Below are 24199 nucleotides of genomic sequence, written 5' to 3'. Positions count from 1 at the left end.
GCTTAGTTGATGCGCGGATGCTGTTGCACCAGGTTCTTGCGCTTGGCTTCCAGTTCGGCGATCTGCGCGTCGATGTCTTCGATTTTCTGCTCGATATTATCTTCGTGCTCCTGCAGCAGTTCCTTCGCTTCCTCTAAGTCGGACGCCGCCGGGGCTGCGCCGCGCAAGGGCATGTTGGCGGTTTCCTTCATGGTGATGCCGGTCACCAGACCCACAATGGCGATCACCATCAGGTAGTACGCCGGCATGTACAGGTTGTTGGTGCTTTCCACCAGCCACGCCACCAGGGTCGGGGTCAAACCCGCGATCAGCACCGAAACGTTGAACGCACTGGCCAGCGCGCTGTAGCGGATGTGGGTGGGGAACATCGCCGGCAGGGTCGAAGCCATTACGCCGATGAAGAAGTTGAGCACCACGGCAATGATCAGCAGACCCGAGAAAATCAGCCCGAGCTTGCCGCTGTTGATCAGCATGAAGGCCGGAATCGCCAGGCAGAACAGCGCGATGCTGCCAAACAGGATGAAGGGCCTGCGGCCAATCTTGTCGCTGATAAAACCGATCAGGGGCTGCACGAACAACATGCCGACCATGATCGCGATGATGATCAGCACGCCACGGTTTTCGCTGTAGTGCAGGTTGTGCGAGAGGTAGCTCGGCATGTAGGTGAGCAGCATGTAGTAGGTGACGTTGGTCACGGCCACCACGCCGATGCAGGTCATCAGGCTGCGCCAGTGCTTGGTGGCGACTTCCTTGAACGACACTTTCGGGCCGCGCGCTAAGCCTTCACGGTCGCCTTGCTCAAGCTTTTCAACGTGCTGTTGGAACGCCGGGGTCTCTTCGAGCGCGTTACGCAAGTAGAGGCCGATCATGCCCAAGGGCAGGGCGAGGAAGAACGGCAAGCGCCAGCCCCAATCCTGGAATTTCTCTTCGCCGACTACCGCAGAAATCATCACCACCAGGCCTGCGCCGAGGACGAAGCCGGCGATCGAGCCGAAGTCCAGCCAGCTCCCGAGAAAGCCGCGCTTGCGGTCCGGGGCATACTCGGCGACGAAGATCGAGGCGCCGGTGTATTCGCCGCCCACCGAGAAGCCTTGGGCCATCTTGGCCAGCAACAGCAGGATCGGCGCCCATATGCCGATCGAGGCATAGGAGGGAATCAGTCCGATGGCAAAGGTGCTGAGGGACATGATCACGATGGTGGCCGCGAGGACTTTCTGTCGCCCGTATTTGTCGCCCAATGCGCCGAAGAACAGACCGCCCAGGGGACGGATCAGGAACGGCACCGAGAAGGTCGCCAGTGCGGCAATCATCTGAACGCTGGGGGACGCATCGGGAAAGAACACCTTGCCGAGCACATAGGCGACAAAGCCATAGACGCCGAAGTCGAACCATTCCATGGCATTGCCCAGTGCGGCGGCGGTGATCGCCTTGCGCATCTTGGCGTCGTCGACAATGGTGATGTCTTCCAATCCGATCGGATTGACGGTTTTTTTGCGTGATTTCATCCGAGTTACTCTGTTGCTGATCCATTTCATTGCCATTGTTTTAATGGCACGTACTCTTTGGTTCAGATACATGAGGACACTGAATAATTCACCGCCCAGCGCTTTTTTTATCAGCCCTACGCGACAGCGGGGGGCGCGAGTCGATCGCCATGCAGCGAATCACGCTGCATCGATTGCAGGTTTTTCTCGATGGTTTCGCACAGGGCTTCCATCTGGATCTGGTGCTCGCTGTCGCGAAACGGGCTTTGCAGATCGGTGCCGATGCGTTCGATGGCCAGCAGCATGAAGCCCACCACCGTCGAGGCCAGCGGAGTAAACCAGCCCAGGGACTCGACCAGCCCAACCGGCACAATCAGGCAAAACAGCGAAATAAACAGCCGTGGAAAATACACGTAAGGGTAGGGCAGAGGCGTATTGGCAATCCGCTCCATGCCGCCCTGGCTGTTGGACAGGTCAACCAGGGTCGATTCGAGCCGCGCCAGACGAATACTGTCGAGGCGCCCGGCCTTGTATTCCTGGGCCAGCAACGCCGCCGTTCCGTTGAGAATATCGTTGGAAAAATTATTGGTGGTGCCGCTGCGCGCGAACTCTTCGGCGGGAATAAACGCGCGTATCTCGTCCGGACACGGCTGGCCTCGCAAGTGCGCCGCCAGGCAATTCACATACGCCACGTGGCGTCGCAACAAGGTGGCCTTCATCGGATTGACCTCGTTACCCCGGTCATCCAGCAACGTCAGGACTTGCCGCGCAAAGCTGCGGGAGTTATTGACCATCGCGCCCCACAACGTGCGCGCTTCCCACCAGCGATTGTAGGCACTGCTGTTGCGAAAACTGATCAGCACCACCAACGCCGAACCCAGCAACGTCAAAGGCATCAGCGGCAAGTTGATCTTGCTGTTGAGAAACAGCATGAAGTCCACGGTGACGGCGATATCCCACAACAATAACCAGAACAGGGCCCAACCCACATAGCCCATGGTCTTGATGATCAGGCGGTATTTTTTGATGACAGCGGCTTTCAAGCGGCGACCTCGCGGCGAGTGTTTGGCATTAACGCTCTAACTCGGACGGTAGTTGCCGGGTAAAGGTTCGGTGGGGGCTGCGATCAATGATCCGAGAGGTGTAATCTTGCGCGTTCGCTTATCAAGATAAGAAAAACAATCAGGAGTCAGTGATGCAACCGATCCGTCTCGGTCTGGTGGGCTACGGCAAGATTGCCCAGGATCAACACGTCCCCGCGATCCATGCCAATCCCGCGTTCCAGTTAGTGTCTGTCGCCACCCAAGGGCAACCGTGCGCCGGGGTGGAGAACTTCAAGTCCCTGGGCGAGCTGTTGGAAAACGGCCCGCCCGTCGATGCGATTGCGTTCTGCACACCCCCGCAAGGCCGCTTCGCCCTGGTGCAGCAGGCGCTGGCCGCTGGCAAACACGTGCTGGTGGAAAAACCGCCGTGCGCCACCTTGGGTGAAGCGATGGCGCTGGTGAATCAGGTCGCGGAACAAGGCGTCAGTGGTTTGTTCGCCTGGCATTCGCGCTACGCGCCCGGCATCGAAGCCGCCCGCGACTGGCTGACCACCCGCACCTTGCAAAGCGTGCAGATCGACTGGAAGGAAGACGTGCGCAAATGGCACCCCGGCCAGGCGTGGATCTGGCAGCCCGGCGGCCTGGGCGTGTTCGATCCGGGCATCAATGCCTTGTCGATAGTTACTCATCTGCTGCCGTCGCCGCTGTTTGTCGAATCCGCCGAACTGCGCGTCCCCAACAACTGCCAGTCGCCGATTGCTGCGGACATCAAAATGTCCGACGCACGCCAGCTCGATATCCGCGCGGAGTTCGACTTCGACCACGGCCATGATGAACTCTGGAGCATCGAAATCCGCTGCGCCGAAGGCGTGCTGCGCCTGGACAATGGCGGTGCGCTGTTGAGCATCGATGGCGTGCGCCAGGCGGTGTCGGAAGAGGGCGAGTACGCGGCGGTGTATCGGCATTTTCAGCAGTTGATTGGCGACAAGGCCAGTGACTTGGACTTGCAGCCGTTGCGGCTGGTTGCGGATAGTTTTTTTGTGGGGAGTCGGGTGTTGGTTGAGGCGTTTTTCGATTGAGAAAAAGAGGGCCGATCTATTTACTTCGAAAGTAAATCGGCCCCCTTATCTGAGTCACCCATTTGCAAACACATGTAAAAGCCATGATAGAGAGTGGGCCGGGGCATCGGGAAACCCTATTAGCCACAACGCAATAACGCAAAGCAAGGTGCCGGCACCCGAGCAGCAGATCGCGATTCGAATCGCCAAAAAGGTGCTGTAAAGCCAAACTGATTTTCCGTAGATATTTGATAAAAGCATTGATTTGAGTAACGCCTCAGACGTTTTGTTGTAATCCTTCACATAGTCACTGGCCTGTGGGTACCGTTGGATACCTGCAAAAAACATGAGCCTACCGTCATCTGTGGATTCGAGTTTTGGCCAGATGGACCGCAATGACACCAATAAGGCGGCGAGGATCAATATTCCTGAGAAAACGAACAGCGCTTCTGGGGGACTATATTCTGACTTAGCGAATATCTTGAGCTTTATTCCCACCTGAATATAGGCCGTGCAAAGCAATGCATGGGCCGCCAACAGCACCGTTGATTTCATGACGGCGAGTGACGCCTGGCCTTCCACGTGATTGTGCAAATCGCGTGCGATTTCGTACTGTCTCGCGGCGCGCTCTTGATTGTCCATGTTCGCCCTCTGATGCCCTGTGGTACTTGCTTCCACTGGCGGGCATCCACATTTCGTTGCCTGACACATGTGGCTCTTGATGGATAGGCTAGCCAGATAAGCCATTTGTGCTAGGGGGCCCAGGCGCGAGTCGACCAAAGGATGGGTCAAGGTTTGGACTGAAAAGAGGACAGGTTTATTTTTTTGAAAAAAAACCTGTCCTCTTTTTTACTTAGCCACAAATTCGTAGCCCACATAATTATCCGATCGGGCAAAGGTGGACATATGGCCAGGGTATTGATTTCTATCATGTAGCACTAAGGTGGTAGGTGATTTTTGAACCACCTTCGCTTCGTTAATTCTCCCCTGTATGGTCCTCTCGTAATTCTCTTCCATGAATCGACCCATGTAAGAGTGTCTGGCTTTGGCGATCAAATCTCGGGCTAACGCTTCATTGACTACGGCCTCGTTGAAATTGACAGCGCTCTTACCGGGTTTGCAATAAATGGCGGAGCCTGTGTATCCCTTGTTCTTATGATCACTGTCTTTCCAGAGGACCGCCTCTGATTTGGTATACCAGGCATCAACCACAATCAAATTTTCAGGGATGCTGTCACGGGTGTCATGATCGCCAATTGTGCAAAAGTAATGCTTGATATGGTCCTCATAGACATAACAAACCTTATCGGTCTGCGGCAGCAAATACCGAAGTAGGCCATACGTCAGCGCTGCGTATTCCTGGCACATACCTTTGCTGCCAGGAACCGAAAGTGACCCCAGAACTACTTTGGGCCGGTTCGCTGTTTCAGTGGGGTCATATGCCCGGATTTGTTTGTTAGCTACTCGTGTCTCGTGTCTCTGCTGTGCCGGTCGCGTTCGAAGTTGGTCACTTCGCGTATGAAGGTACTCTCGGACCGCCACTACTTTGAAGAAAGTGTTCATGTCGCCGAGAACATCAACGGTCAGACTTTCAACTTCTTCAAGTTTTCCCCTTCGATTGAGTGGCGTATCTCCCAGCAACCCCTGAACGACTTTGATCACTCTGTTGGCCAAGGTGATTCGGTCGAATAAACCCTTGTCATTGATTTCCATTTAAAGCATCTCCATTACCTTGGCCTGGAGTCTGACGTTTCGCCCAGATGGCGATAAATGCTGCATGGGAGAAAAAGGGCACAGATCAATTTTCTTTGAAAACCAACGTGGCCCCTTATCTTCAGCCGCGAATAAACGCCAGTAGATCCGCGTTGATCTGATCCGCATTCGTCGTCGGCATCCCGTGCGGGAAGCCCGGGTAGGTCTTGAGCGTCGGATGCTTCAACAGTTTGGCCGACAGCGGCGCCGAGTCGGCGAACGGCACGATTTGATCGTCCTCACCATGCATGACTAACGTCGGTACCTGAATCGCTTTCAGGTCTTCGGTGAAGTCGGTTTCTGAAAACGCCTTGATGCAATCGTAATGCGCTTTCGCGCCGCCCATCATGCCTTGCCGCCACCAGTTATCGATGACGCCTTGCGAGACTTTGGCGCCTGGCCGATTGAACCCATAGAAAGGCCCCGCCGGCACGTCCACGTAAAACTGCGCGCGACTGGCGACCAATGCCGCGCGGAACCCGTCGAACACCTCCAGGGGTAACCCGCCGGGGTTCTTTTCCGACTTGACCATGATCGGCGGAACCGCGCTGATCAGCACCGCTTTGGCCACCCGTCCCGGTTTGGCCCGGGCGGCGTAGCGTGCGACTTCACCGCCACCGGTGGAATGGCCGACATGAATCGCACCCTTGAGGTCGAGCGCATCGGTCAGCTCGATGACGTCGGCGGTGTAGGTGTCCATTTCATTGCCTTCCCAGGTCTGGGTCGAGCGTCCGTGACCGCGACGGTCGTGGGCGATCACCCGGAAGCCTTTTAGCAGGAAGAACATCATCTGGTTGTCCCAGTCGTCCGCGCTCAACGGCCAGCCGTGGTGAAACACAATGGGCGTCGCGTCTTTCGGCCCCCAATCCTTGTAGAAAATCTGCGTGCCGTCTTTGGTCGTAATTGAGTTCATGGCGTGTGTCCCCTCGCGTTTTGGTGGGTGTGGGGCGTGCAAAAGGCAGTGAGCCCGCAGTCGTGCGCCAAGGGGCACGAGCGGGCTTGGTCAGTGTAGAAGACGGATGGAGAGAGGGGCTTTGAAGCGATGGGTGGGGCAGGGCGCGTTTGCCGCGTTGTTCAATTCCCGTTCTCAGGAAAGATGCACCCGCCATTGCGGACCAGCGCTTTCACTTCCTCGCTCGCCTGCATGGGGTTTTGGCTCAATCGAGCAATCAAATCCTCTTGGCGCCGCACATACGACTTTGAATCATGCTTCGCGCTCCACAGCACGATGCTGATCACAACAGGAATGAGGTCCAGGCCCTTCTCGGTCAGCGTGTAGAAATCCTTGCGCTTGTCGTTGGGGTTGGGCGCCTTCGAGAGAACGCCTTGTTCCTCCAGAAAGGCCAGTCGGGAAGCCAGAACATTGGTCGCGATTCCCTCTTCCGATTTCAGGAAATCGCCATAGGTTTTCTTTCCAACAAAAACGATGTCGCGAATGATCAAGAGCGACCAGCGGTCACCGAAGATCTCCACGCCGTAGTTCACCGCGCAATGGGATCGAATGTCTTCTTTAAGAGTTTTCTTCATGGCGGGATCTTAGCATCGCTTGCATGCTGCAAGTAAAATTCGGCTGATTGCTTGCTTTTTGCAAGTGAAGAGACCAGCATGGTTTTACATTCTCAATCGACGTCAGCCATCTCGGCTGAGCGTTCCCGCATCACTCTTTCTCGCATCACATCTCGCCCATGGAGCCTTAACATGCACGTTTTAGTCACTGGCGGAACCGGCCATATCGGTTCGTACATCATCCCCGACCTTATCGCCGCCGGCCACGAAGTCACTGGCCTGGCCCGGTCCGACGAGTCCGCGGCGGCGTTGTCCGCACTCGGCGCCAAGGTGCGTCGCGGGGATATTTCCGACCTCGACGTGCTCAAGTCGGCAGCATCGGAATCAGACGGCGTTATCCACGTTGCGCACCGGCAAGACCTGCTTCCCTCCGGCGGCATTGACGCCGTGGCGATCGCGGAGCGCCAGATCATGCTCGCGTACGGCGAGGCACTGGCCGGCACCGGAAAGCCGCTGGTTGTATCCGGGAGCATTGGCTCGCCGGGGTGGGAAAACCTCGGCCGGCCAGCCACTGAGGAGGACCCGGCTCTTCCCGGCGGCGACCAGTACAAAGGGACTTTGCGGGTGCGTAACGTTGTGGAAACTACCGTAATCGGCCTCGCGGAGCGGGGCGTGCGGTCGTCGGTCGTGCGTATTCCTCCGATCGCGCACAGCACGACCGATGCCGGCTTCCTCACGCTGCTGATCGGGCTCGCGAAGGAGAAGGGCGTCATCGGCTATCCCGCAGACGGCGCGAACCTGTGGCCTGCCGTGCACGCCCGCGACCTCGCCTCGTTGTTCCGCCTCGCGCTGGAGAAAGGTCCCGCTGGCAAATCCTGGCACGGGATTGAAGGCGAGGGCATCCGCTTCCGCGAGATCGCCGAGGCCATTGGCAGCCGTCTGGGCATGCCGGCCGTGAGCATTCCCGCGGACGTACTGATGCTGCCGGGGTACTTCGGGTTCCTCGCGAATATGGTCACGCTGGACCTGCCGGCGTCCAACCTCATCACCCGCCAGACCCTCGGATGGAAGCCTGCTCAGCCTGGCCTGCTCGATGACCTGGACAACGGTCATTACTTCCCTGCCGACTGATTTGAGTCGAGCAGGCAACCGGGCCGCCACTGGCCCGGCGGACAACAATTTCACTAGGAAAATACCCATGAGCACTATCAGCATTATCGGCTCGGGCGGCATGGCCGCGGCGATTGCCGGTCGTACCGCCAAAGCCGGACATACCGTTGAGGTGATCAGCCGCGACCCGGCCAAGGCGCAGGCGCTGGCCGACAAACTCGCCGCTGGCGCGACCACTGGAATCTACGGGGCCGCGCCGGCTGGCGACATCGTCATCCTCGCCGTGCCATACACCGGTGCGGAGTCGGTGGTGGCCGACTACGGCGACGCGCTCGACGGCAAAGTGATCATCGACATCACCAACACAGCCTCCCCGGACCTCACGGGACTCGTCTCTCCGGCCGGCAGTTCCGGTGCACAGGAAATCGCCAAAATCGCCCCCGCCGGCGCGCATGTGGTGAAGGCGTTCAACACCCTGTTCGGCCACGTTCTAGCCAAGGGTGGACGCCTCGACGCCTTTATTGCAGCCGACGATTCGCAGGCCAAGGCGCGCGTCTCGACGTTCATCGAGAGTATCGGGCTGCGCCCGCTGGACGTCGGCGGCCTGCACATGGCCCAAACGCTCGAGGCGCTCGGCCTGATGATGATCGGCCTGGCGAAAAACGGTGCCGGCAGTTGGGACATCGCCTTGAACGTCGATATCGGCTGAGTCAGACGCCCGAGAAACGGAGAGATTTCGATGAACGAGCAAGAGAATGTCCAGATTGTGAAGGATGCGTTTGCAGCCATCGGCAGCGGCGACAGGCAAGGTCTGCTGGCGTTGTTTGCCGAAGATATCGAGTGGGTCATTCCCGGCGAGAAATGGCCGCTGGCCGGCACACACCGCGGACACGCCGGATTGACAAATTTGTTCAAGACGCAATCCGAAACGATGGAAACCTCACTCCTGGAACCCCGAGAATTCATAGCGCAGGGCGACCGCGTCCTGGTCCTCGGCTTCGCCAGAGGCAAAATTAAAGCGACGAACAAGACGTGGCAGGACGATTGGGTCTTCGCCATTACTGTACGCAATGGAAAAGTGACGCACATCCGGGAATATATCGATACACAAGCACTGGCACGGGCCTCCGAGCCGAACGCCAGCCGTTGAGCAGCGGCTACAGCGCCAACTTAGTCTGTACCCACTACGTGGAGGATTGATGATGTTTAACAATAAACAAATCGTCACAGAACTGTACGCCGCCGGGGAGGGAAGCGGAAAAGACATTGCGAAGTTCGTCTCCTTCTTCTCGAAAGAAGGATACATGCGCGACATTCCTACCGGCATGACGTTGCGCGGGCAGGCGATTGGCGATGCAATCGACGCATTCGCAAGTGCATTCCCTGATGTTCACCGCGAGCTATTCAACATCTACGTCGCGGAGAATGTCGTAGTCGTCGAACTCGCCATTCGGGGGACGCATAAAGGTGAGCTGACACTTCCCTCAGGGCCTGTCGCCCCAACGGGCAAGGTAATTGATGTTCCGTGTTGTGACGTTTTTCACCTGGAGGGTGGAAAGGTCATCTCTTTTAATTGCTACAACGCGGCTTCCGTCATGCAGCAGCAACTTGGGCTTGTTGGGGGGGGATGGGTGATGCTGGGGGGCGCATCAAGTTTTGCTTCTATGGGGGGGAGGGCACTCTCGAATATGCGACCCGGAGTGCCCTCCGTGGAAAGCAGCTATTGACCCAAAGCGGTCCTTCGCGGAGGTCAGCTCTTTTCTGCGTCCGCGTTTTCGCTCCTGAACTGCATAATCTCGGGCAGGTTGTTTTCAATCCAGTCGACCATTGCTTCTACCTTGGTCGCTGCTGCCTCTCCCAGGGGAGTCAACGTGTATTCCACATAGGGTGGCACTATCGGTCGAGAGAGCCGGTTGACGAGCCCATCGCCCTCTAACCCCTGGAGTGTCTGTGAAAGCATTTTCTCACTCACTCCACCGATTTTCCGACGCAGCTCACTAAAACGATGCGTGCCCCCCAATAAAACAACTAGCACCAGGACGCCCCAGCGGCTGGTCATATGCTTGAGGACCTCTCGCGAAGGGCAATCAGCATGCATAAGTTCGCCGCGACGTATTTTGTCGGAAACAAGGTGAGGGACATAATCTTGGCGGCTCATGATACTTACCTTTTTGTACGTACTTACTATTAGTTAGCCTGTGCCATAGGATGATCACTCCTTCCTTTGGAATCAAGGTGCTTCATTATGATTGCCGTCACAGGTGCTACCGGCCAATTGGGCCGTCTCGTTATCGATTCGCTGCTTAAAACCGTCAACCCACACGAAATCGTCGCGTTGGTGCGCGACCCACTCAAGGCGCAAGATCTTGGCGCGAAAGGCGTTAACGTCCGCCAAGCAGATTACAACCAGCCTGAAACCCTCCTTGGTGCTTTGGTCGGTGTTCAGCGTCTGCTGCTGATTTCGTCAAGCGAAGTCGGCCAGCGTACGGCACAACATCGTGCCGTCATTGAGGCGGCCAAATCTTCGGGCGTTCAACTTCTGGCGTACACCAGCATGCTGCACGCAGACAAGTCGACACTTGGCCTGGCTGTCGAGCACCGGGATACCGAACGGGCGTTGGTAGAGTCTGGATTGAATTACGTACTGCTGCGTAATGGTTGGTACAGCGAGAACTACACCGCCAGCGTGTCGCCTGCGGTCGAGCACGGAGCCATTCTGGGTTGTGCGCAAGAGGGTCGAATCTCCTCCGCAGCGCGAAAAGATTATGCTGACGCGGCAGCCGTTGTACTGACCAGCGAAGGTCAGGCAGGCAAGGTATACGAACTGGCGGGTGATGAGAGTTACTCGTTATCCGAACTGGCCACGGAAGTCGCCAAACAATCCGGTAAGACCGTTGTTTACAACGATCTTCCACAAGAGCAATACAAGGCAGTACTCATTGGATTGGGCCTGCCGGCAGAGTTCGCCGGGCTGCTGGCTGATTCTGATGCCGCAGCAGCTAAAGGCGATCTGTTTGATGACTCTCGCCAACTGAGTGAGTTGTTGGGACGTCCAACGACCCTGATTGCTCAATCCGTTAGCGCGGCGCTTAAGTACTAAAACTAGCCAGCAGCAGCTTTGCTTAATGCTTCCAAGCCGCATTGAGCAAAGCCACCCACGCCAACCATCGAGGACCGGGTGAACGTCCGCTTCTGACCGATCGGAGCCTGTCGCGATTGGCCGTTTCCAACCTATTGCTACCGGTGGCGACATTGAAGGCAACACAGCGTGAGGATGCTAGGGGGTAAAGCCCTAGCAGATAGTAGATGTCATTTTTTCTTTTTCGCCGGCTTTTCTGCCTTCTCTGATTTTTTAGCCTTTTCTGGCTTGCTATCAGCTTTTTTTGCAGATTTCTTTGGTTCGGCATCTTTTTTCTTGTCTTTCTTATCGGAAGCTTTCGAAAGAGCCGACGCCGCAGCTGATTTTTTTGCCGGTGATGACTTTTTGTCTTTCAAATCCTTGCTGGCTTTTGAAGACTCGCCTTTGCTTTTCTTCTCATCTTTAGCCACGTTGACCACCTTTCGAAGTATGCCGGTATTGGCACATTGCCTGTGGGATTCTCCACATGCTGATCATTAGGAGAGCGCGTCAAAAAGCGGTTCAAATTTTTTTGATGCGTCGAGATGGGTCATCTATTCAAAGCAGGCCTCAGGCGCCCCAGGCAAGCTACCTAGAAATGCCTCAATCTGACGCCGGCCCCGCAAATGCACCGTAGGAATCTGCGGGCCAATGGCTTGGCGCACCGCGTCGATACCTGGGCGGTAGCCACGATCGAAATTCCAGACGAAGTTCAGAAAGGTCAGGAACGCCCGGTCGAGCTTTTCTGTGCAGCCTGCTGGAAGGTCTGAGCGAGGGCGGTTCATGATGCTGCGCAGGATCACCCGGGTGAAACAGGTGAGCCGTGGCGTATCGAGCCAAATGATCAGGTCGGCACGGGGCAGGCGCAGGTCGAATGTGCGCCGGGCATAGTTGCCCTCACAAATCCAGGCATCCGTAGCGATCGCTTCGCTGACGCGTAAGCGAAATTGCTCGGCATCGGGCTCGACCCAGCCGGGCTCCCAGAACAGGGTGTCCAGGTGCACAACGGGAAGGTCGAGGCGCTTGCCCAAGGCGCGGGCGAGGGTAGATTTGCCGCTACCGGCATTGCCCAGGATTACAATCCGTTGCATGGGGACGTCCTGTCACAGAAAAAGCCGGCGATTGTGCAGGTTTTGCATGGGCAATTAAAGTCTGGCCAGAAGCAAACTGCCGAGGATCACTTCATCCTCAGCGCATCAACGTCTCCCGGTCCGAGTGCTCACATCGACCCACACGGCCAACACCAGAATGCTGCCCTTGACGATCATCTGCCAGTAACTGTCGACATCGAGCATAGACATGCCGTTGTCCAGGCTGGTGATGACCAGCGCGCCGAGGAGGGCGCCGTAGACGGTGCCGGAGCCGCCGCGCATGGAGGTGCCGCCGATGAAGCAGGCGGCGATGGCGTCGAGTTCGCCCATGCTGCCGGCCGAGGGTGAACCGGCGGCCAGGCGTGCGGTGTTGACCACGCCGGCGAGGGCGCACATCACGCCCATGATCCCGAAAATCCACAGCTTCACGGCCTGCACATTGATACCGGACAGGCGTGTCGCTTCCATGTTGCTGCCCACGGAATACACGCGTCGGCCGAAGACGGTCTGGCTGGTCACGTAGCTGAACCCTCCTAGTAGAACCAGCAGAAGCAGGACTGGTACGGGAATGCCGTCATAGCTGTTGAGGGTCTGGACGAAGCCAGCCAGCACCGCGCCGATCAACAGCACGCGCACGACGTCACGCACCAGTGAATGTGCCGCAAGGCCGTGAAGGGCGCGATTGCGCCGTTGTTTCCAGGTCAGGAACAACGTCAGTGCGAACAGCAGAACGCCCAGGCCCGTGCCGATCGTGTGGGGCAAATAACCCTGGCCGATGTAGACGAGTTCCGGCGACACCGGGGCGATGGTCGTGCCGCCGGTAATCCCCAGCAAAATGCCCCGGAAAGCCAGCATGCCTCCCAGCCCGACGATGAAAGACGGAATGCGCAGGTAGGCGGCCATGTAGCCGTTGGCGAGGCCGATCAGCAGTCCGCACAGGGCGACTAGGCTCAGGTTCGCCAGCAGCGGTATGTGGTAGACAACGTCGAGAATAGCCGCGACGCCACCGAGCAGGCCCAGCAATGAGCCGACCGACAAATCGATCTCGCCGCTGATGATGACCAGCACCATGCCGCAGGCGAGAATCCCGGTAATGGACATCTGGCGCAGCAGGTTGGAGAGGTTGCGCGGTGTAAGGAATCCGCCCTCGGTCTGCCAACTGAAGAACAGCCAGATAAACGCCACGGCAAATACCAGCGCGAGCATCTTGTAGCGGGTGAAGAGTTGTTTGACCTGATTCATTTACGCGGATTTCCGATCATTATTGTTATGGCCATCAGGCTGGCTGAGTGCGGCGGCGAGCAGCTGTTCCTGGGTGAGTCCGTGGTTGATGAAGTCGCCCCGCAACTGGCCTTCACCGATCACCAGTACGCGGTCGGAAACGCCGAGCACTTCGGCCAGCTCCGACGACACCATGATGATCGACACACCTTCGGCCGCCAGCGCCCCCATCAGCTTGTAGATCTCGTACTTGGCGCCGACATCCACACCGCGGGTGGGCTCATCGAGAATCAGCACCCGGGGTTTGGTCAGCAGCATCTTCGCCAATACGGCTTTTTGTTGATTGCCACCGGACAGACTGGTGATCGGCAGGAACGGACTCGCAGTCTTGAGGTGCAGGCGCGAAATTTCTCGACCGATGCTGCCCAGTTCGGCTTCGGCATCGATGCGGGTCAGTTTCGAGTAACTGTCGAGCACGGCCAGGGTGATGTTCTGGCCGACGCCCAGGTCTGGAATGATGCCCTGGCGCTTGCGGTCCTCGGGCACCAGGCACAGGCCGGCACGGATTGACTTGAGCGGCGTGCGGGTGTCGATGAGTTGGCCATCCAGCCAGACCTCGCCTTCGTGGCGACCGGGGTAGGCGCCGAACAGCGCTGTCACCAGTTCCGTGCGGCCTGCACCGACCAGCCCGGCGATGCCGAGGATCTCCCCGCGCTTGAGACTGAACGAAATATCGTCGACCCGTTTGCGCCTGGGGTTGTCGACGTCATAGCAAGTGATGTGGCGCGCCTCGAAAATCACCTCGCCAATGTCGTGCGGCTCGGTGGGGTAGAGGTTGCTCATTTCCCGTCCGACCATCTGGGTGATGATCTGTGGAATATCCATGTCCGCCATGGCGGTCGTGGCGATGTGTTTGCCGTCACGGATCACCGAAATGGTGTCGCACACGGCGGCCACTTCATCGAGCTTGTGGGAGATGTAGACACAGGCAACACCCTTGGCTTTGAGGTCGCGGATGATGTCCAGCAGCACCTCGATTTCCGAACGGGTCAAGGCCGATGAAGGCTCGTCGAGGATCAGCAGGCGCGCGTGCTTGTTCAGTGCCTTGGCGATTTCCACCAGTTGCTGATAGCCGCCGCCGTACTGCGATACCGGCAGCGATACGTTCATGTCTGGCACTTTCAATTCACGCATCAGGGCTTCGGCGCGGTGAATCATCGCCGGGTAATTCATCCGCCCACCGGGCAGCGTCAGTTCATGGCCCATGAAAATGTTCTCGGCCACCGACAGGTCGGGAACCAGCGTCAGTTCCTGGTGAATGATGACGATACCGGCAGCTTCCGTTTCGCTGATCGATTGCGCCTTGAGCGGTTGACCTTCCCAGAGGATTTCACCGTCCCAGGTGCCATGGGGGTAGACCGCAGAGAGGATCTTCATCAGCGTGGACTTGCCGGCGCCATTCTCGCCGCACAGCCCGACGCACTCACCCGGCTTGACCTTGATGTCGATGCCATTGAGCGCTTTGACACCGCCGAAGGTTTTGACGATACCGTTCATTTGCAGCAGATAGTCGGACATGGAGAGGGCTCGTATAACAAAGACTCACATGGCACTCATCTTTGTGGGAGCGAGCCTGCTCGCGAAGGCGTCAGCACATTCAAACGCGATGTAGGCTGAACCACCGTCTTCGCGAGCAGGCTCGCTCCCACAAGGGGTTTCGCATAATCAGGGATTGGTGCCTTGGTCACTGCCCGGCAATCTGCGCCTTGGTGTAGAACCCGTCCTGTTCCAGCAAGTCAATGTTGTCCTTGGTCAACGGAGTCGGAGTGAGCAGGATGGTGTCGACTTTTTTGCTGCCGTTGTCGTACTGCGAGCTGTAGGCGGGTTTCTCGTTACGCGCCAGTTGCACCGAGAGCTTGGCGGCTTCGGAGGCGATGAGTTTGAGCGGTTTGTACACGGTCATGGTTTGCGTGCCGGCGATCACTCGCTTGACCGCTGCGAGGTCTGCGTCCTGCCCGGAAATCGGCACCTTGCCGGCCAGTTGCTGAGCCGCCAGTGCCTGGATGGCGCCGCCTGCCGTGGCGTCGTTGGAGGCGACGATGCCGTCGATTTTGTTGTCGTTGCGGGTCAGGGCGTTTTCAACAATGCTCAGCGCTTCGGTAGGGTTCCATTCCTTCACCCATTGTTGGCCGACGATCTTGATATCGCCCTTGTCGATGGCCGGTTGCAGCACTTTCATCTGACCTTCGCGCAGGACTTTTGCGTTGTTGTCGGTGGGCGCGCCGCCGAGCAGAAAGTAATTGCCTTTGGGCGCCGCGTGCAGCACGCCACTGGCCTGCATCTCGCCGACCTTTTCGTTATCGAAGGAAATGTAGGCGTCGATATCCGCGTTGAGTATCAGGCGGTCATAGGACACGACCTTGATCCCGGCCTTCTTCGCTTCGGCCACCGCGTTGGTCAGCACCGTGGCGTTGAACGGCACGATGACGATCACATCGACGCCACGTGAGATGAGGTTTTCGATTTGCGAGATCTGCTTTTGCTCGTTGGCATCGGCCGACTGTACGAAGACCTTGGCGTCCATTTTCTCCGCCGCCGCGACGAAGTAATCGCGGTCACGCGACCAGCGTTCCAGCCGCAGGTCATCAATGGAGAAGCCGATTTTCGGGTGGGCAGCATCGGCCATTACTGGCAGCGACAGCAGCGCCAGGGCGCTGGCCAATAGCGCGCGTTTTACATTCTTCATGGTGGTGCGTCCTTTTATTTTTGTTTGAAAGACACTGCCTGACGATGAGTCTCGGGCTGGTAGAACTGTAGAGAATCGGCAGACGCAGCGGACACAGATTTGTCGTGCGAATGTCACAGCGTTGTTGCGCCCGCAGACTCCGTTGGCGATTAGCGATAGATAAAGCGGTTGACGACGTTTTCGAGCATTTCCTGCCTGCCGCTGACGGCCTGCGGATTCAGTTCGTTGGCGAAGGCATGTTCGGCCAATGACTGGAGATTGAACTCACCCGTCAGCACAGCTTGCCCGAACGGCTGCTGCCACCCGGCGTAGCGTTGATCCTTGAGCAGTTGAAGTTGATCGTTCTGGACCATGGCGGCTGCCCGCTCCAGGGACAGGGCGAGGACGTCCATTGCGCCGACGTGACCATGGAACAGATCGATCTCATCGAGGCTCTGGCGGCGCACCTTGGAGTCGAAGTTGTACCCGCCATTCTTGAACCCGCCGGCCTTGAGAATTTCATAGGTGGCCAGGGTCATTTCTTCGACGCTGTTGGGGAATTGATCGGTGTCCCAGCCGTTTTGCGGATCACCACGGTTGGCGTCGATGCTGCCGAAAATCCCCAGCGAGACGGCCGTCGCAATCTCGTGATGAAAACTATGACCGGCCAGGGTCGCGTGGTTGGCTTCGATGTTGACCTTGATTTCCTTTTCCAGGCCGAACTGCTGGAGGAAGCCAAACACGGTGGCGCTGTCGTAATCGTATTGGTGCTTGGTCGGCTCCTGCGGCTTGGGCTCGATCAGCAGGTCGCCTTTGAAGCCGATCTTGTGCTTGTGCTCGACCACCATGCGCATGAAGCGGCCCAGTTGTTCGCGTTCACGTTTCAAGTCGGTATTGAGCAGGGTTTCGTAGCCTTCGCGACCACCCCACAACACGTAGTTGGAGCCTTTCAGGCGCTGAGTCGCGTTCATTGCGCTGAAGACCTGGGCAGCAGCGAAGGCAAACACTTCGGGGTCCGGGTTGCTGGCGGCGCCGGCGGCAAAGCGCGGATTGCTGAAGCAGTTGGCGGTGCCCCACAGCAGCTTGATCCCGCTTTCTTCCTGGTGTCGCTCCAGGTGATCAATCATCTGCGCGAAGTGGTTGCGATATTCCTTCAGCGAATTGCCTTCCGGGGCGACATCCGTGTCGTGGAAGCAGTAATAGTCGATACCCAGTTTGGAGAAGAACTCGAACGCGGCTTGCGCCTTGCCGATGGCCAGTTCCATCGGGTCGCCGGCGTGTTGCCACGGGCGCTTGAAAGTACCTGCGCCGAACACATCGGAGCCCGGCCAGACGAAGGTGTGCCAATAGCAGGCGGCCATGCGCAGGTGTTCGCGCATGGGTTTGCCGAGGATGATTTTGTCGGCGTCGTAGTGACGGAAGGCGAGGGGAGAATCGCTGGCAGGGCCTTCGTAGCGAATCTTGTCGACATCGGGGAAGTACAGCATTGGCAATGTCCTTGTTGTTCTTGGCGGTGTCTCGATACTAGCAACGGCCCCATGCCTGCTGATTATGAAAATCACCAACACAGGGTGCGATTTTGCGTATTGAGATTCGTCGTCTGCGCGCCTAGTCTGTGCAAACCGCCTCCGTGAGAAGGGGCCCCGGAACAAGCCTGAAAACAATGAAAACAGTACCGCCTGTTCACCGCATCGCGCTGTTGTTCAACGGGAGCAAGATCTATGACCGGGGCATCATCAGCGGCATCGGCAACTACCTGAGCAGCACTCGCGCGTCCTGGGACCTATTCCTGGAAGAGGATTTTCTCTGCCGGTTGAAAGGGATCGAGCGCTGGCAAGGTGACGGGATCATTGCCGACTTCGACGACCCGCTGATTGGCGAGGCGCTGGCCGACATCAAGTTGCCGGTGGTGGCGGTGGGTGGTTCTTATCAGGATGAGCGCGCCTACCCGAAAGGGATTCCGTACGTCGCCACCGACAACAACGCACTGATCACCCTGGCTTACGCGCACTTGATCGAGGCCGGGCTGCAGCGTTTTGCCTGTTTCAGCCTGCCTGAAGCGCAGGCCAATCGTTGGGCTCAGGAGCGGGAAAAAGCCTTTCGACGACTGATGCAACGTGACGGCTTGCACGCCGAGGTCTATCGCGGCATGGGCACCAGCGCACCGCTCTGGGACAGCGCCGTCGAACAACTGATCGCCTGGCTGCAAAGCCTGCCCAAGCCCATCGGCATCATCGCCGTCAGCGACGCCCGCGCCCGGCAGCTGCTGCAAGCCTGCCTGACCGCCGGAATCGCCGTGCCGGAGCAGGTCGCGTTAATCGGCATCGACAACGACCCCCTGACACGCAGCCTGACCCGCGTCCCACTGAGCTCGGTCATCCAGGGCACCGAAACCATGGGCCGCACCGCCGCGCAACTACTGCACCAGATGCTGCACGGCATGCCGTCCACCGGCACGCACATCCTGATTCCGCCTGACGCGATCAACGTGCAGGTGTCGAGCTTGCACCAACCGTTGGGCAACCCCTACGTCATGCAAGCGCTACTGTTCATCCGCCAATATGCCTGCCAGGGCATCAAGACCGCGCAGGTGGCGGCTTATGTCGGCGTGTCGCGCTCATCGCTGGAGTCGCACTTTCGCACTGAGAGGGGCTGCAGCGTGCACGACGAGATTTTGCGTTTCAAATTGGCGGCGGCTACCAGCGGGTTGGAAAATACCGAGACAGCGATTGCAGACGTTGCGCGCGATTGTGGTTTCAAATCTGCACAGTATCTGCACACGGTGTTTCGTCGCGAGTTTGGGTGTACGCCTCGTGAGTATCAGCAGGGTGCCAGGTAGTGATGCGGGGTGCGATTGGTTGATTGTTGTGGGGGGGCGGAGGGGTGATTTCGGCCAGAGACGGACAGTCAACCTCTCCATTTGTGAGTGTCCACTATGGGGCGAAAGCAGACCTTCAAGAAAGGCTGCTATGGCCAGCAACGGCCGCTGGAACTTCGTTCGTCGCGGATCGAGCCCACGGTTGCGCAAATATGCTGTCAGCAATTGACTTCACCTCGCGAGACCGCCATACCTGTTTTTTCCAATTCGACGGAGGTTGATCTGACAATGGTGCGAGTGGATGCAAACCTGATAACTGACTGGCAAACATTCCACAGCGTATTCGCAGAAGAATTCGGTTTCCCTGGTTTCTACGGCCGCAATATGGACGCCTGGGTCAACGCATAACCACTAGAAAGTCGAACACATAGCCGCCGGACGGCACACGTCATCAAGGCGCTACATGCGCTTGAAAAATCTTGCTAATCACAGTCCACTTGCCCTCAACCTTCAGTAGATGAAAAAAGTCGGTGAAGGCGATGCCTGACATATCGTTGGCGTCGATGCGAGCACTAGCGGCAGTACCGACGATCTCTATGCGGGTGATAGCGGCCTTTGCGTCAGGGGATGGACGGAAATCCCTATCTACCCCGTCGAACAATATTGGAATCGCACCGCCTGCCAGTTTTCCATCGGCGCCGACGCTGTACATAGTCGCAAGTTCATTGAAAGCGGGCTTCATGATACTGCTCTTAGCCTGCTTGCAACCTTCAATATATTTGTTAAGCACCTCAGCAATGGCTTGGTACTCTTCTGCATACGTGGACTTGCTCACTTCCTTGCTATTAACTTGTCTGTCGTCCGGTAAGTTATTAGCTTGAACGGTTGGGCCTAAACTCAAAATCAGGGCGACAAAAAACAAACTCATGGTCGAAGTAACTTTCATTTGCTCACTCTTAACTGAGTAGGGACTACGGTTGTTAACTCATGATCAACTGCAAATAGCACAGCTTGCATGTTGGGGAGAATCACTCCCCCCACACATACCCCAAGAGGGAAAGGATCAAGGCGCGACGAGGGTGTGGAAAATCTTGCTGACCACAGTCCACTTGCCATCAACCTTCAGCAGATGAAAAAAGTCAGTGAAAGAGATGCCTGACATTTCATTGGCGTCGATGCGAGCGCTAGCCGCGGTTCCCACGACGTCTATACGGACGATAGCAGCCGGTGCGTCAGGAGAGGGGTGGAAACCCTTGTCAATTCCTTCGAACAGGATTGGAATTGCGCCGCCAGCCAGCTTACCGTCGCCATCGACGCTGTACATCGTCGCTTGCTCACTGAAGGCTGGCTTCATGATGCTGCTTTTGGCCTGCTTGCAGCCCTCAATGTACTTGTTAAGCACCTCGGAAATGGCTTGGTATTCTTCCACGTAAGTAGGTTTGCTCATGGTTTTCTTCCTGCTTTATCGGATTGCTGTCTATAACTGATCTGATTAGTGCAAAAAAAAAGCATCAGGCTTTGGTATCAAGCCAGGTAGATCCATAACGCGTATAGGCTTTAGGAATCTCAATGATTTCTTTTAAATCATCTGCAGCAGTGCGAACCCAGAATGGATCTCGGAGCATTTGCCGACCGACGAACACCAGATCAGCTCGGCCGTTCTGCAAGATTTCTTCGGCCTGACGCCCACTTTGGATTACACCCACAGCGCCTGTCGCAATATGCAACTCCTTACGCAGTAATTCAGCGGCCGGTACTTGGTAACCTGGGTAGGTCTCGACCTTGACCATCTTGATCCCACCGGAGCTGCAATCGATCAAGTCAACCCCCTGCTCTTTCATCCAGCGACCATATTCGAGGAACGACTCGGGCGTGTTTCCGCCTTCGGCGTAATCAGAACTGGAGATGCGAACGAATAGAGGGCGATTTCCCCAATGAGTTTTAACCTCTTCCAGCACCTCGCGCAGGAAGCGATAGCGACGCTTGGCATCACCGCCATATTCATCGTCACGGGTGTTAGCCAGCGGCGAGAGGAATTCACTCAATAAGTAGCCGTGCGCGGCATGGATCTCAAGCACATCGAATCCAGCGTCGCTGGCACGCCGTGCGGCATCCCCATAAAGCTTAACCAGACCCGGAATTTCATCAGCCGCGAGTTCGCGAGGAACAGGGCTGGCTTCCGTGAACGGAATCGCCGAGGGAGCGATGTGAATGAGATTGGGCAGGTCAGCATTGCGCCCGGCATGACCGATCTGAGCGCCGGCTTTTGCACCAAAGTTGTGAAGCAGTTCCGTCAGCGCCTTTAAGCCAACAACGTGCTCATCGCTCCAGATCCCAAGGTCACCGGCTCCGATACGACCGTCAGCCTGAATAGCCAGCGTTTCGGGAAAAATCAGCGCCGCCTGGCCCAAGGCACGAGCTCCATAATGAACGCGGTGCCAGTCAGTCACGAAGCCATCATCCGCTGCCATGTGCATGCACATAGGGGACATGACGACCCGGTTTTTCAGTTTGAGACCTTTGATTTCGTGGGGGGATAGCAACAAGCTCATCGGGGGGGATTCCATAGTGGTTGATATGGAATCATGCTAGCTTGCACAGTACATTTCGGTAAGTACGCACAATTTTGTGCTGTAGGCACACTTTTTATACCATGGTGATATCAGTGAAAAAATGTAACCCTCAGGATGAAATTGAGGCTTTCGCTTGTCCCGTCGCGTTTACTGTCGATGTCATTGGTGGAAAATGGAAATCACTCATACTTTTTCACCTGATGTCAGGAACGAAGCGCTTCAACGAGATACGTAGGCTAATCCCTGATATCACTCAAAGGATGCTGACACTCCAGTTGAGAGAACTGGAAACTGACGGGGTTATTCATCGCGAAATCTACCGCGAGGTGCCGCCAAAGGTGGAGTATTCGCTCACAGAATTGGGTAACTCACTCGCGCCGTTGGTGAGTGCGATGCGAGAGTGGGGCGCAGTGCATGAGCGCACGATCCTGGAGCTCAGGCGCTCTGCCGTCTATGACGACAAGTTAGAATCTTTAGCTTGAGTTTTTAACGCTGGGCGACGCTGGAAATCGATGCGTGGGGCAGAGAGTGGCCAACTGCTGTCGATCTTGAGTGGCAGCTAATGGCCGATAGCTGTCCTTCACGACAGGCAGCTATCGACCCGTTGCAGTCAGTCGCCCAAGTTTCAAAATTGTCGCCAATGACATCAGCCGTTTGCGCCGTCTGGCCTTGCGTGCTCGGGCTCCAGCAAGCATCGAAAAAGCTTGGCCGTTGCGACGCATTGCGATGTAACCGGTCAAGTGGTCTGCTGCTGTTCACAAGCAACCTCAACTCCGCAAAACCCTCAACGCAACCGATCAATGGCAGAATCTCCTCAACTTGATCGTTTTGGAGAACACCATGCTTCGTGCGTTTGAACGAAGACTCGACCCTTTTCCTCCTGACGAGGTACCACCGCCACCCAACGGCCTGGCTCGCTTCCTGTGGGCCTGCACCCGGGGTGCTCGCGGTTACATCCTGGCGCTGGCGCTGCTCAGTGCAGCGGTGTCGATTTACGAAGCCTGGCTGTTTTCCTTCCTCGGGCAGGTCGTGGACCTGCTCTCGACCTGGCAGGCCGGCGGTGAGGCGGCAGCGCAGGAAAGTCGCGTGTTGTGGGGCATGGGCATTGTCATGGTGGCCAGCGTCGGGCTGGTGGCGTTGCGCACGATGGTGCAGCACCAGATATTGGCGATTAACTTGCCGTTGCGGCTGCGCTGGGATTTCCATCGCTTGATGCTGCGGCAAAGCCTTTCGTTTTTTTCCGATGAGTTCTCCGGCCGGGTCACGACCAAGGTCATGCAGACTGCGCTGGCGGTGCGCGACGTGCTGTTCACGCTGATCGAGATTTTGCCCGGGATCGGCGTGTATTTCATCGCAATCATCGCGTTGGCCGGTGGCTTCGCGCTGAAACTGATGCTGCCTTTTGTTGCCTGGGTCGTGTTGTTCGGCGTGGCCATGTTGTACTTCGTGCCGCGCCTGGGGAAAGTCGGGCAGGAACAGGCGAATGCGCGGTCGATGATGACCGGGCGTATCTCGGACGCTTACACCAACATCACGACGGTGAAGCTGTTCTCCCACTCCAATCGTGAAGCGCACTTCGCGCGTGCTGCGATGGAGGATTTCAAGCAAACCGGCTTTCGCCAGATGCGCCTGGTCAGCCTGTTCGAGATCGTCAACCAGGCATTGGTCGTGGCGTTGATCATGGCCGCCGGTGGTTATGCGCTGTGGCTATGGCACCAGGGCGAGGTCGGCGCAGGTGCCGTGGCGGCGATCACTGCCATGGCGTTGCGGATCAATGGCATGTCGCACTGGATCATGTGGCAAATGACTTCGCTGTTCGAGAGCATCGGCACCGTACAGGATGGCATGGCGACGCTGACTCAGGGCGCCAAGGTGCAGGATGCGCCGGACGCGGGCGTGCTGGCGACCTCCGGCGGCGCGGTCACTTTCGACAACGTCAGCTTCAACTACAACGGCGAACGCCAGGTGCTCGATGGCCTGAGCCTGAGCATTCGCCCGGGCGAAAAGATTGGCCTGGTGGGCCGCTCCGGCGCCGGCAAATCCACGCTGATCAACCTGCTGCTGCGCTTCTACGACGTCGACAGCGGGGTGATTCGCATCGACGGCCAAAACATCGCACACGTGACGCAAGACAGCCTGCGCGGCGCTATCGGCATGGTCACGCAGGATACCTCGCTGCTGCACCGTTCGATTCGCGACAACATCGCTTACGGCCGTCCCGATGCGACCGACGCGCAGATCCGCAACGCCGCGGCGAATGCCCAGGCCGATGGGTTCATCAGCCAACTGAGCGACCGACAAGGCCACACCGGCTACGACACTCTGGTGGGTGAGCGCGGCATCAAGCTGTCGGGCGGCCAGCGCCAACGGGTCGCGATTGCTCGGGTGATGCTCAAGAACGCCCCGATCCTGCTGCTCGACGAGGCTACCAGCGCGCTGGACTCGGAAGTCGAAGTGGCGATTCAGGAAAGCCTCGATGAAATGATGCAGGGCAAGACCGTGATCGCCATCGCCCATCGGCTGTCCACGATTGCGGCCATGGACCGGCTTATCGTCATGGATGATGGACGCATCATCGAACAGGGCACTCACGCCGAATTGCTTGGGAAGAACGGCGTGTATGCGCGGCTGTGGCAGCATCAAAGCGGCGGGTTCCTGGGGGAGGATAAGGGCGTGTTCGAGGCTGTGGATCAGTTCTGA

Annotated in this window: 26 protein-coding genes; 10 read left to right on the top strand and 16 right to left on the bottom strand. The window is 57.4% G+C overall.

Going from position 1 to position 24199, the window contains the following annotated elements:
• Positions 1–2: 2 nt before the first annotated feature.
• Complete coding sequence (gene proP, locus NK667_RS15235) at positions 3–1505, bottom strand: glycine betaine/L-proline transporter ProP (protein WP_054615305.1); 1503 nt, start codon at positions 1503–1505, stop codon at positions 3–5.
• A gap of 116 nt (positions 1506–1621) precedes the next feature.
• Positions 1622–2527, bottom strand: coding sequence for a bestrophin family protein (locus NK667_RS15230; protein ID WP_054615304.1), 906 nt, complete (start codon positions 2525–2527; stop codon positions 1622–1624).
• Between the two features lie 152 nt (positions 2528–2679).
• On the opposite strand from NK667_RS15230, the gene NK667_RS15225 reads away from it, so the two are divergent.
• A complete protein-coding gene (locus NK667_RS15225) occupies positions 2680–3606 on the top strand; it encodes a Gfo/Idh/MocA family protein (protein WP_054615303.1) in 927 nt (308 codons plus the stop codon).
• Between the two features lie 54 nt (positions 3607–3660).
• Here NK667_RS15225 and NK667_RS15220 read toward each other — a convergent pair whose 3' ends face one another.
• The 4 genes from NK667_RS15220 to NK667_RS15205 form a co-directional block, all read right to left on the bottom strand.
• Positions 3661–4227, bottom strand: coding sequence for a Pycsar system effector family protein (locus tag NK667_RS15220; RefSeq protein WP_054055051.1), 567 nt, complete (start codon positions 4225–4227; stop codon positions 3661–3663).
• A 207-nt stretch (positions 4228–4434) separates the two neighbouring features.
• Positions 4435–5298 carry a hypothetical protein gene (locus tag NK667_RS15215; protein WP_054615302.1) on the bottom strand — a complete coding sequence of 288 codons (864 nt, stop codon included), beginning with the start codon at positions 5296–5298 and terminating at the stop codon, positions 4435–4437.
• A gap of 121 nt (positions 5299–5419) precedes the next feature.
• Entirely contained in the window at positions 5420–6250 is an 831-nt protein-coding gene (locus NK667_RS15210) for an alpha/beta fold hydrolase (protein ID WP_054615301.1), read from the bottom strand.
• Between the two features lie 161 nt (positions 6251–6411).
• Positions 6412–6864, bottom strand: coding sequence for a winged helix-turn-helix transcriptional regulator (locus NK667_RS15205; protein ID WP_054615300.1), 453 nt, complete (start codon positions 6862–6864; stop codon positions 6412–6414).
• A gap of 171 nt (positions 6865–7035) precedes the next feature.
• Between NK667_RS15205 and NK667_RS15200 the strand changes: the two genes are divergently transcribed.
• The 4 genes from NK667_RS15200 to NK667_RS15185 all read left to right on the top strand — a co-directional run bounded on the left by NK667_RS15200 (position 7036) and on the right by NK667_RS15185 (position 9680).
• Positions 7036–7974: an SDR family oxidoreductase gene (locus NK667_RS15200; RefSeq protein WP_054615299.1), complete on the top strand. Its 939-nt coding sequence runs from the start codon at positions 7036–7038 to the stop codon at positions 7972–7974.
• Between the two features lie 67 nt (positions 7975–8041).
• Positions 8042–8662 carry an NADPH-dependent F420 reductase gene (locus NK667_RS15195; RefSeq protein ID WP_054615298.1) on the top strand — a complete coding sequence of 207 codons (621 nt, stop codon included), beginning with the start codon at positions 8042–8044 and terminating at the stop codon, positions 8660–8662.
• A gap of 30 nt (positions 8663–8692) precedes the next feature.
• Positions 8693–9103 carry a nuclear transport factor 2 family protein gene (locus tag NK667_RS15190; protein ID WP_054615297.1) on the top strand — a complete coding sequence of 137 codons (411 nt, stop codon included), beginning with the start codon at positions 8693–8695 and terminating at the stop codon, positions 9101–9103.
• Between the two features lie 49 nt (positions 9104–9152).
• On the top strand, positions 9153–9680 hold the full coding sequence (locus NK667_RS15185) for an ester cyclase (protein WP_236708599.1): 528 nt from the start codon (positions 9153–9155) through the stop codon (positions 9678–9680).
• A 23-nt stretch (positions 9681–9703) separates the two neighbouring features.
• On the opposite strand, the gene NK667_RS15180 is transcribed toward NK667_RS15185, so the two are convergent.
• Positions 9704–10051 (bottom strand): winged helix-turn-helix transcriptional regulator, encoded by a 348-nt coding sequence (locus NK667_RS15180; protein WP_236708631.1) that lies wholly within the window; start codon positions 10049–10051, stop codon positions 9704–9706.
• A gap of 147 nt (positions 10052–10198) precedes the next feature.
• On the opposite strand from NK667_RS15180, the gene NK667_RS15175 reads away from it, so the two are divergent.
• A complete protein-coding gene (locus NK667_RS15175) occupies positions 10199–11053 on the top strand; it encodes an SDR family oxidoreductase (RefSeq protein ID WP_054615295.1) in 855 nt (284 codons plus the stop codon).
• Between the two features lie 209 nt (positions 11054–11262).
• Here the strand turns inward: NK667_RS15175 and NK667_RS15170 are convergent, their stop codons facing one another.
• The 6 genes from NK667_RS15170 to xylA all read right to left on the bottom strand — a co-directional run bounded on the left by NK667_RS15170 (position 11263) and on the right by xylA (position 17595).
• Positions 11263–11511: a hypothetical protein gene (locus tag NK667_RS15170; protein WP_054615294.1), complete on the bottom strand. Its 249-nt coding sequence runs from the start codon at positions 11509–11511 to the stop codon at positions 11263–11265.
• A gap of 114 nt (positions 11512–11625) precedes the next feature.
• A complete protein-coding gene (locus NK667_RS15165; protein WP_054615293.1) occupies positions 11626–12162 on the bottom strand; it encodes a P-loop NTPase family protein in 537 nt (178 codons plus the stop codon).
• Between the two features lie 105 nt (positions 12163–12267).
• On the bottom strand, positions 12268–13404 hold the full coding sequence (locus NK667_RS15160; protein WP_054055033.1) for a sugar ABC transporter permease: 1137 nt from the start codon (positions 13402–13404) through the stop codon (positions 12268–12270).
• The gene (gene xylG / locus NK667_RS15155) at positions 13405–14961 is read right to left on the bottom strand and encodes a D-xylose ABC transporter ATP-binding protein (RefSeq protein WP_054615292.1); all 1557 of its coding nucleotides are present in this window, start codon (positions 14959–14961) and stop codon (positions 13405–13407) included.
• A 166-nt stretch (positions 14962–15127) separates the two neighbouring features.
• Positions 15128–16129: a D-xylose ABC transporter substrate-binding protein gene (gene xylF, locus NK667_RS15150; RefSeq protein ID WP_054055029.1), complete on the bottom strand. Its 1002-nt coding sequence runs from the start codon at positions 16127–16129 to the stop codon at positions 15128–15130.
• Positions 16130–16278: 149 nt separating this feature from the next.
• Positions 16279–17595 (bottom strand): xylose isomerase, encoded by a 1317-nt coding sequence (gene xylA / locus NK667_RS15145; RefSeq protein ID WP_054615291.1) that lies wholly within the window; start codon positions 17593–17595, stop codon positions 16279–16281.
• A 176-nt stretch (positions 17596–17771) separates the two neighbouring features.
• On the opposite strand from xylA, the gene NK667_RS15140 reads away from it, so the two are divergent.
• Positions 17772–18947: a XylR family transcriptional regulator gene (locus tag NK667_RS15140; protein ID WP_054055024.1), complete on the top strand. Its 1176-nt coding sequence runs from the start codon at positions 17772–17774 to the stop codon at positions 18945–18947.
• 96 nt (positions 18948–19043) lie between these two features.
• Positions 19044–19334: a barstar family protein gene (locus tag NK667_RS15135; protein WP_054615290.1), complete on the top strand. Its 291-nt coding sequence runs from the start codon at positions 19044–19046 to the stop codon at positions 19332–19334.
• 43 nt (positions 19335–19377) lie between these two features.
• Here the strand turns inward: NK667_RS15135 and NK667_RS15130 are convergent, their stop codons facing one another.
• The 3 genes from NK667_RS15130 to namA all read right to left on the bottom strand — a co-directional run bounded on the left by NK667_RS15130 (position 19378) and on the right by namA (position 21478).
• On the bottom strand, positions 19378–19761 hold the full coding sequence (locus NK667_RS15130; protein WP_054616273.1) for a nuclear transport factor 2 family protein: 384 nt from the start codon (positions 19759–19761) through the stop codon (positions 19378–19380).
• Positions 19762–19989: 228 nt separating this feature from the next.
• On the bottom strand, positions 19990–20373 hold the full coding sequence (locus tag NK667_RS15125; protein ID WP_054615289.1) for a nuclear transport factor 2 family protein: 384 nt from the start codon (positions 20371–20373) through the stop codon (positions 19990–19992).
• A gap of 64 nt (positions 20374–20437) precedes the next feature.
• Positions 20438–21478, bottom strand: a complete 1041-nt coding sequence (gene namA, locus NK667_RS15120; RefSeq protein ID WP_054615288.1) for an NADPH dehydrogenase NamA — start codon at positions 21476–21478, stop codon at positions 20438–20440.
• Between the two features lie 113 nt (positions 21479–21591).
• Between namA and NK667_RS15115 the strand changes: the two genes are divergently transcribed.
• Both NK667_RS15115 and NK667_RS15110 read left to right on the top strand, forming a co-directional pair.
• The gene (locus tag NK667_RS15115; RefSeq protein WP_054055015.1) at positions 21592–21981 is read left to right on the top strand and encodes a winged helix-turn-helix transcriptional regulator; all 390 of its coding nucleotides are present in this window, start codon (positions 21592–21594) and stop codon (positions 21979–21981) included.
• Positions 21982–22339: 358 nt separating this feature from the next.
• Entirely contained in the window at positions 22340–24199 is a 1860-nt protein-coding gene (locus NK667_RS15110) for an ABC transporter ATP-binding protein (protein WP_054615287.1), read from the top strand.

Origin of the sequence: Pseudomonas nunensis, from assembly GCF_024296925.1 — a bacterium.
In the GTDB taxonomy this organism is placed as follows: Bacteria; Pseudomonadota; Gammaproteobacteria; order Pseudomonadales; family Pseudomonadaceae; genus Aquipseudomonas; species Aquipseudomonas nunensis.
The sequence above is the reverse complement of the archived record's forward strand: the minus strand, read 5'-3'. Positions and strand labels throughout refer to the sequence as shown.